We start from the raw sequence: 7,790 nt of genomic DNA, 5'->3' as shown, positions 1-7,790 counted from the left end.
CGCCTGTGGATAACGCCGAGACCAGCGGAGAACCCCGATGACCCTCTTGTCCACAGCCCTTGACACCGCATCCCCCGACTACACAGCCCACCGCACCGCCATGCTCGCCAAGCTCGACGAGCTCGCCGCCGAGCACGCCAAAGCCCTCGCGGGCGGTGGTGAGAAGTACACCGAACGGCACCGCAAGCGCGGCAAGTTGCTCGCCCGCGAGCGGATCGAGCTGCTGGTCGACCCCGACACCCCGTTCCTGGAGCTGTCGCCGCTCGCCGCTTGGGGCAGCGACTACCCCGTGGGCGCCTCCATGGTCACCGGGATCGGGTTCGTCGAGGGCGTCGAGTGCCTGATCACGGCCAACGACCCGACCGTACGCGGCGGCGCGTCCAACCCCTGGACCCTGAAGAAGGCCTTCCGCGCCCACGAGATCGGCCACGCCAACCGTCTCCCGTCGATCCACCTCGTGGAATCGGGCGGCGCGGATCTCCCCTCCCAGAAGGAGATCTTCATCCCGGGCGGCGCCCTGTTCAAACACCTCACCCAGTCCTCCGCGGCCGGCATCCCGACCGTCGCGGTCGTCTTCGGCAACTCCACGGCCGGAGGCGCGTACGTCCCCGGAATGTGCGACCACGTGATCATGGTCAAGGAGCGCGCCAAGGTCTTCCTCGGCGGCCCGCCCCTGGTCAAGATGGCCACCGGTGAGGAGTCCGGCGACGAGGAACTCGGCGGCGCCGAGATGCACGCCCGTACGTCCGGACTCGCCGACTACCTCGCGGCCGACGAGCACGACGCGCTCCGGCAGGCGCGCCGCGTGGTCTCCCGGCTCAACTGGCGCAAGGCATACGAGAATCCGCCTCCCGCCGAGCCGCCCAAGTACGACGAGGGCGAACTCCTCGGCATCGTCCCCGGCGACCTCAAGATCCCCTTCGATCCGCGCGAGGTCATCGCCCGGATCGTTGACGGCTCGGACTTCGACGAGTTCAAACCGCTGTACGGGACCTCGCTGGCCACCGGCTGGGCGTCCCTGCACGGCTATCCGGTCGGCGTCCTGGCCAACGCGCAGGGCGTGCTCTTCTCCGCGGAGTCCCAGAAGGCGGCCCAGTTCATCCAGCTCGCCAACCAGCGCGACATCCCGCTGCTCTTCCTGCACAACACCACCGGCTACATGGTCGGCAAGGAGTACGAGCAGGGCGGGATCATCAAGCACGGCGCGATGATGATCAACGCGGTGTCCAATTCACGCGTCCCGCATCTGTCCGTCCTGATGGGCGCGTCGTACGGCGCCGGGCACTACGGGATGTGCGGGCGGGCGTACGACCCGCGCTTCCTGTTCGCCTGGCCCAGCGCCAAATCCGCCGTCATGGGCCCGCAGCAGCTCGCGGGCGTCCTGTCGATCGTGGCCCGCCAGTCGGCCGCCGCCAAGGGGCTGCCATACGACGACAAGGCGGCCGAGGCCGACGCCGCGCTGCGGGCGATGGTGGAGCAGCAGATCGAGTCCGAGTCCCTGCCGATGTTCCTGTCCGGGCGGCTCTACGACGACGGCGTCATCGACCCGCGCGATACGCGCACGGTCCTCGGCCTGTGCCTGTCGGTGATCCACAACGCGCCCTACGAGGGCGCGCGGGGCGGTTTCGGTGTCTTCCGGATGTGAGTGGGGTTGAAGTTCACGTGATCACTTCTGTTCTTGTGGCCAACCGGGGAGAGATCGCCTGCCGGATCTTCCGGACCTGCCGCGAGCTGGGCATCGCGACGGTCGCGGTGTACGCGGACCCGGACGCGTCCGCGCTCCACGTACGCGAGGCCGATGCGGCCGTACGGCTCCCGGGCGCGACGCCCGCCGAGACGTATCTGCGCGGCGAGCTGATCGTCAAGGCTGCGCTCGCGGCCGGAGCGGACGCCGTCCATCCCGGGTACGGGTTCCTGTCCGAGAACGCCGAGTTCGCACGCGCCGTGCGGGCGGCGGGCCTGGTGTGGATCGGGCCGCCGCCGGAGGCCATCGAGGCGATGGCCTCGAAGACGCGGGCGAAGGAGCTGATGGGCATCGCGCCGCTCACGGAGGTCACGGCCGACGATCTGCCGGTGCTGGTGAAGGCGGCCGCGGGCGGGGGCGGTCGCGGCATGCGGGTCGTGCGCGAACTCTCCGTACTGGACGAGGAGTTGACGGCCGCGCGGGCCGAGGCGCTGAGCGCCTTCGGGGACGGAGAGGTGTTCGTCGAGCCGTACGTCGAGGGCGGGCGGCATGTCGAGGTGCAGATCCTCGCCGATACGCACGGGACGGTGTGGGCGCTGGGGACGCGGGACTGCTCGCTGCAGCGGCGGCATCAGAAGGTGATCGAGGAGGCGCCCGCGCCCGGGCTGTCCCCGGCGCTGGACGCGGAGATCCGCTCCTCGGCCGTACGGGCCGCGCGGGCCGTGTCCTATGTGGGCGCCGGGACGGTGGAGTTCCTCGTGGCCGGCGACCGGGCGTACTTCCTCGAGATGAATACGCGGCTACAGGTCGAACACCCCGTGACCGAGGCGGTGTTCGGGGTGGACCTGGTGGAGCTTCAGCTCCGGGTGGCGGAGGGGGAGCCGCTCCCTGGTGAGCCGCCCGCACCCGACGGTCATGCGGTCGAGGCCCGCCTCTACGCCGAGGACCCGTCCGCCGCCTGGGCCCCGCAGGCCGGCACGCTGCACCTGCTCGCCTTCCCTTCAGGGGTACGGGTGGACACGGGCTTCGCGTCGGGGGACGCGGTAGGGGTGCATTACGACCCCATGCTGGCCAAGGTGGTCGCGTGGGCGCCCACGCGTTCCTCGGCGGTCCGGCGGCTGGCCGGGGCGCTGGGGCGGACGCGGGTGCACGGGGTCGTGACCAACCGGGACCTTCTCGTCCGCGCCCTGGGGCACGAGGAGTTCGCGTCCGGCCGCATGGACACCGGGTTCTTCGACCGTCATCTGTCGTCGCTGGTCGCGGACGACGCTCCGGTGGCGGAGGTGTACGCGGCCGCGGCGGCCGCGGTGGCGAGTTCCTGCCGTCGCGCTGCGGCCGGGCCGAGGTTCGGTGCCTACCGGAACCTTCCCTCGCAGCCCCAGCTGAAGGTCTACGCCGGCGGCGACCGGCACGAGATCCGCTACCACCGCACCCGTACCGGATTCGAGCTCGTCGGCGTTCCCGGGGCGCGTGTCGTCGAGGCGCACGCGCACCGCGTGACGCTCGAAGTCGACGGCATCCGACGGGACTTCGCGATCCACGCGTACGGCGGCGACATCCATGCGTACGAGGGCGGCGACATCCACGCGTACGACGGCGGCGACATCCACGTCGACCACGGCACCCACACCTGGACCCTCACCCCCCATCCCCGCTTCCCGGAGCCCGAGCGCGCCCTCACCCCGGGGAGCCTGCTCGCTCCCATGCCCGGCACGGTCGTCCGTATCGCGGAGGGCCTCGCCGAGGGGGACCAAGTCCAGGCCGGACAGCCCCTGTTGTGGCTGGAGGCGATGAAGATGGAGCACCGGATCGCCGCCCCCGCCGCCGGCACCCTCACCGCTCTGCACGTCACCCCCGGCCGCCAGGTCGAGCCGGGCACCTTGCTCGCCGTCGTACAGCCAGTGCCGCCCGCACAGCGCGAAGTACAGCCAGTGCCGCCCGCACAGCACGCCGTACACCCCGTACCGACCGAGGAGACCCCATGAGCGCCGCCGTCATAGAGACCGAAGAGCGCAAGGCCCTGCGTGCCGCCGTCGCCGCGCTCGGCACACGCTACGGACGCGAGTACCTCACCAAGGTCGTACGGGGCGGCGGCCACCCCGAGGAGCTCTGGGCCGAGGCCGCCAAGCTCGGGTACCTCGGGGTCAACCTGCCCGAGGAGTACGGGGGAGGCGGCGGCGGGATCGCCGAACTGTCCATAGTCCTCGAGGAGTTGGGCGCCGCCGGCAGTCCGCTGCTGATGATGGTCGTGAGCCCCGCCATCTGCGGCACCGTCATCGCCCGCTTCGGCACCGAGGAGCAGAAGCGGCAGTGGCTGCCCGGTCTCGCGGACGGCACGAAGACCATGGCCTTCGGGATCACCGAGCCCGACGCCGGTTCCAACTCGCACCGGATCACCACCACCGCCCGCAGGGACGGCGACGGCTGGATCCTCACCGGCCGCAAGGTGTTCATCTCCGGCGTCGACATCGCCGACGCCACCCTCATCGTCGGCCGCACCGAGGACGCACGGACCGGGAAGCTCAAGCCCTGCCTCTTCATCGTCCCGCGCGACACCGAAGGCTTCCAGCGCCACGTCATCGACATGGAGATCCAGGCCGCCGAGAAGCAGTTCGAGCTCGTGCTCGACGATGTGCGCCTCCCGGCGGACGCGCTCGTCGGCGACGAGGACGCGGGGCTGCTCCAGCTGTTCGCGGGCCTCAACCCCGAGCGGATCATGACGGCCGCCTTCGCGATCGGCATGGGCCGCTACGCACTCGCCCGCGCCATCGCGTACGCCAAGGACCGCAGCGTATGGAAGGCGCCCATCGGCGCGCACCAGGCCATCGCGCACCCCCTCGCGCAGGCGCACATCGAACTGGAACTGGCGCGCCTGATGATGCAGAAGGCCGCCCATCTCTACGACCAGGGCGATGACTTCGGAGCTGGGGAAGCCGCCAACATCGCCAAGTACGCGGCGGGCGAAGCCTGTGTGAAGGCCGTCGACCAGGCCGTGCACACACTCGGGGGCAACGGGCTGACACGGGAGTACGGTCTCGGTTCACTGGTGACCGCGGCCCGCGTCACGCGTATCGCCCCCGTGAGCCGGGAAATGATCCTCAACTTCGTGTCCCACCAGACCCTCGGTCTGCCCAAGTCGTACTAGCCCACCCTTGTACGGAGGCCCGACATGGTGTTCCAGAGTGAGTACGCAGCAGTGCCGCCCGTAGAACTGCCCATCCATGAAGCCGTGTTGGGCCGGGCCGCCGAGTTCGGTGAGACGCCCGCGCTGATCGACGGCGTCGAGGGCAGGTCGCTCTCGTACGCGCAGCTCGACGGCTTCCACCGCAAGGTGGCCGCCGGACTCGCGGACGCGGGAGTGCGCAAGGGGGACGTCGTCGCCCTGCACAGCCCCAACACCATCCTGTGGCCGGTCGCCTTCTACGGCGCGACCCGCGCGGGCGCCACGGTCACGACGGTGCACCCGCTGTACACCCCCGAGGAGTTCGCCCAGCAGCTGCGCGACGCGGGAGCGAGCTGGATCGTCACGGTCTCCCTGCTCCTGCCCGTCGCGCAGGCCGCGGCCGAACTCGCGGGCGGGATACGGGAGATCATCGTCTGCGACCAGGCCGAGGGGCATCGCTCGCTGCTCGACATGGTCGGCGCGGACCTCCCGGCGCCGGCCGTAGGGATCGACCCGTCCGAAGACCTCGCGGTCCTGCCGTACTCCTCCGGCACGACCGGCGTCCCCAAGGGCGTCATGCTCACCCACCGCTCGGTCGCCACCAACCTCGCGCAGCTGTACCCGACGATGCCCATGGGCCCCGGCGACCGCATCCTGGCCGTCCTGCCGTTCTTCCACGCGTACGGCCTCACCGCACTGCTCAACGCCCCGCTCAGCCACGGCGCCACGGTCGTCGTGCTGCCGAAGTTCGACCTCGAAGGCTTCCTGACCGCCGTCGAGAAACACCGCATCACCGGCCTGTACGTGGTTCCGCCGATCGCCCTAGCCCTCGCCAAGCACCCGGTGGTCGAGCGCTTCGACCTCTCCTCCGTCCGCTACGTGATCAGCGCGGCCGCCCCGCTCGACGGTGAACTCGCCGCCGCCTGCTCGGCCCGCCTCGGCGGCGTCCCCGTGGGCCAGGGCTACGGCATGACCGAGCTCTCGCCCGCCACCCACGTCACCCCGATCGACCGGCCCATCCCGCACGGCAGCGTCGGCAAGCTGCTCGCCGGCACCGAGATGCGGATCGTCTCGCTCGACGACCCGGCGAAGGACCTCGGCCCCGGCGAGGAGGGCGAGGTCGTCTTCCGCGGCCCGCAGGTGATGAAGGGCTACCTCGGGCGGCCCGACGCGACCACCGCGATGATCGACGAGGACGGCTGGCTGCACACCGGGGACGTCGGGCGGGTCGACGAGGACGGGTGGCTGTTCATCGTCGACCGGGTCAAGGAACTGATCAAGTACAAGGGCTTCCAGGTCGCACCCGCCGAGCTTGAAGCCGTCCTCATCGGGGACCCGCGGATCGCGGACGCGGCGGTCATCGGGGTGTACGACGCCGACGGCAACGAGTACCCGAAGGCATACGTGGTCCGCGCGGCCGCCGACCTCACGGTGGAGGATGTCCAGGCGTACGTGGCCGAGCACGTCGCCCCGCACAAGAAGGTGCGGGCCGTGGAGTTCATCGAGACGGTGCCGCGCGCGGCCACCGGAAAGATCCTGCGGCGGCAGCTGCGGGACCGTGACCAGGCGACCAACGCCTGAGGAACCAGGAGACAGACCGATGAAGTACGTGGGGCGGGAACACGAGCGCGGCATCACCACCCTCACCCTGGACTCCCCGGAGAACCGCAACGCCCTCTCCGCGGACCTCGTCGCCGAACTGGCCAACGCCCTGCGACGGTGCGCCGTCGACCAGGACGTACGGGCCGTCGTGCTCGACCACACCGGACCCACCTTCAGCGCGGGCGCCGACCTCAAGTCACCGGCCAATCCGTATTCCTTCGTCGATCTGCTGCGCGCGATCGTCGAGCTGCCCAAGCCCGTCGTCGCCCGTGTGGACGGCAGCGCGCGGGCCGGCGGGCTCGGGCTGCTCGGCGCCTGCGATCTGGTGCTCGCCTCCACCGGATCCACCTTCGCGTTCACGGAAGTACGGATCGGGGTGGCGCCCGCGATCATCTCGCTGACCCTGCTGCCCCGTATGGACGCGCGAGCCGCCTCCCGCTACTACCTCACGGGCGAACGCTTCGATGCCGCCGAGGCCGCCCGGATCGGACTGGTCACCGAGGCCGTGGACGAGGTGGGGCCGGCCGTCGAAGCCGTCTGCGAGGCCTTCCGCAAGGCCGCACCGCAGGGCCTCGCCGAGGCAAAACGGCTGGTCACGGCCAGAGTCCTGGAAGCCTTCGAGCGCGATGCGGAGGACCTGGTCCAGCGGTCGGCGACCCTGTTCGCCTCCGGCCCCGCGCGCGAGGGCATGACCGCCTTCTTCGAGCGACGGGATGCTCCATGGGTGCTGTGACACCGGCTGCCGCACACAGTGACCGCGCACCCAAGCAGGACCGCAGCCGCGCCACCCGCATGCGGCTCCTGGAGGCCGCCGTCGCCTGCCTCGCCGAACTGGGCTGGGCGCGGTCCACGGTCTCCGTCGTCGCCGAGCGCGCCGGTGTCTCCCGAGGCGCCGCCCAGCACCATTTCCCCACCCGCGAGGACCTGTTCACGGCCGCCGTCGAGTACGTCGCCGAACAGCGCTCGCACGCCCTGCGCGAGCTGTCCGCCAAGACCCGCGCCGAGGTGGTCGCGGCGCTCGTCGACCTCTACACCGGACCGCTGTTCCGCGCCGCGCTCCACCTGTGGGTCGCGGCCTCGCACGAGGCGGCGCTGCACGCCCGCGTCGCCGAACTCGAGGGCCGCGTCGGCCGCGAGACCCACCGCATCGCCGTACGCCTCCTCGACGCCGACGAGTCACGGCCCGGCGTCCGCGAAACCGTCCAGGGCCTCCTCGACATGGCGCGCGGTCTGGGCCTCGCCAACGTCCTCACCGACGACACGGGGCGCCGCGAACGGGTCGTACGGCAGTGGGGGCACTTGCTCGACGAGGCTCTTGGGTAGGGCGGGGGTCCCCCCGGG

General features: G+C 71.1%; 6 protein-coding genes. All 6 read left to right on the top strand.

The features are described 5' to 3' along the window. The first annotated feature begins 37 nt into the window (after window positions 1-37). The 6 genes from G6045_RS37645 to G6045_RS37620 are packed head-to-tail and all read left to right on the top strand — an operon-like array spanning window position 38 to window position 7,772. On the top strand, window positions 38-1,645 hold the full coding sequence (locus G6045_RS37645; RefSeq protein WP_165336737.1) for an acyl-CoA carboxylase subunit beta: 1,608 nt from the start codon (window positions 38-40) through the stop codon (window positions 1,643-1,645). A 17-nt stretch (window positions 1,646-1,662) separates the two neighbouring features. Then, window positions 1,663-3,669, top strand: coding sequence for an ATP-binding protein (locus G6045_RS37640; protein ID WP_165336736.1), 2,007 nt, complete (start codon window positions 1,663-1,665; stop codon window positions 3,667-3,669). Then, a complete protein-coding gene (locus G6045_RS37635) occupies window positions 3,666-4,829 on the top strand; it encodes an acyl-CoA dehydrogenase family protein (RefSeq protein WP_165336735.1) in 1,164 nt (387 codons plus the stop codon). The genes G6045_RS37640 and G6045_RS37635 overlap by 4 nt, the downstream gene beginning before the upstream one ends. A gap of 27 nt (window positions 4,830-4,856) precedes the next feature. Further along, a complete protein-coding gene (locus tag G6045_RS37630; RefSeq protein ID WP_165336738.1) occupies window positions 4,857-6,428 on the top strand; it encodes a 4-coumarate--CoA ligase family protein in 1,572 nt (523 codons plus the stop codon). 19 nt (window positions 6,429-6,447) lie between these two features. Next, window positions 6,448-7,182, top strand: coding sequence for an enoyl-CoA hydratase family protein (locus G6045_RS37625; protein WP_165336734.1), 735 nt, complete (start codon window positions 6,448-6,450; stop codon window positions 7,180-7,182). Continuing rightward, on the top strand, window positions 7,170-7,772 hold the full coding sequence (locus G6045_RS37620; RefSeq protein ID WP_165336733.1) for a TetR/AcrR family transcriptional regulator: 603 nt from the start codon (window positions 7,170-7,172) through the stop codon (window positions 7,770-7,772). The genes G6045_RS37625 and G6045_RS37620 overlap by 13 nt, the downstream gene beginning before the upstream one ends. Window positions 7,773-7,790: the final 18 nt, after the last annotated feature.

This window comes from Streptomyces mesophilus, assembly GCF_011044995.1.
Lineage (GTDB): Bacteria > Actinomycetota > Actinomycetes > Streptomycetales > Streptomycetaceae > Streptomyces > Streptomyces mesophilus.
This window is presented reverse-complemented; position numbering and strand designations above follow the sequence as displayed.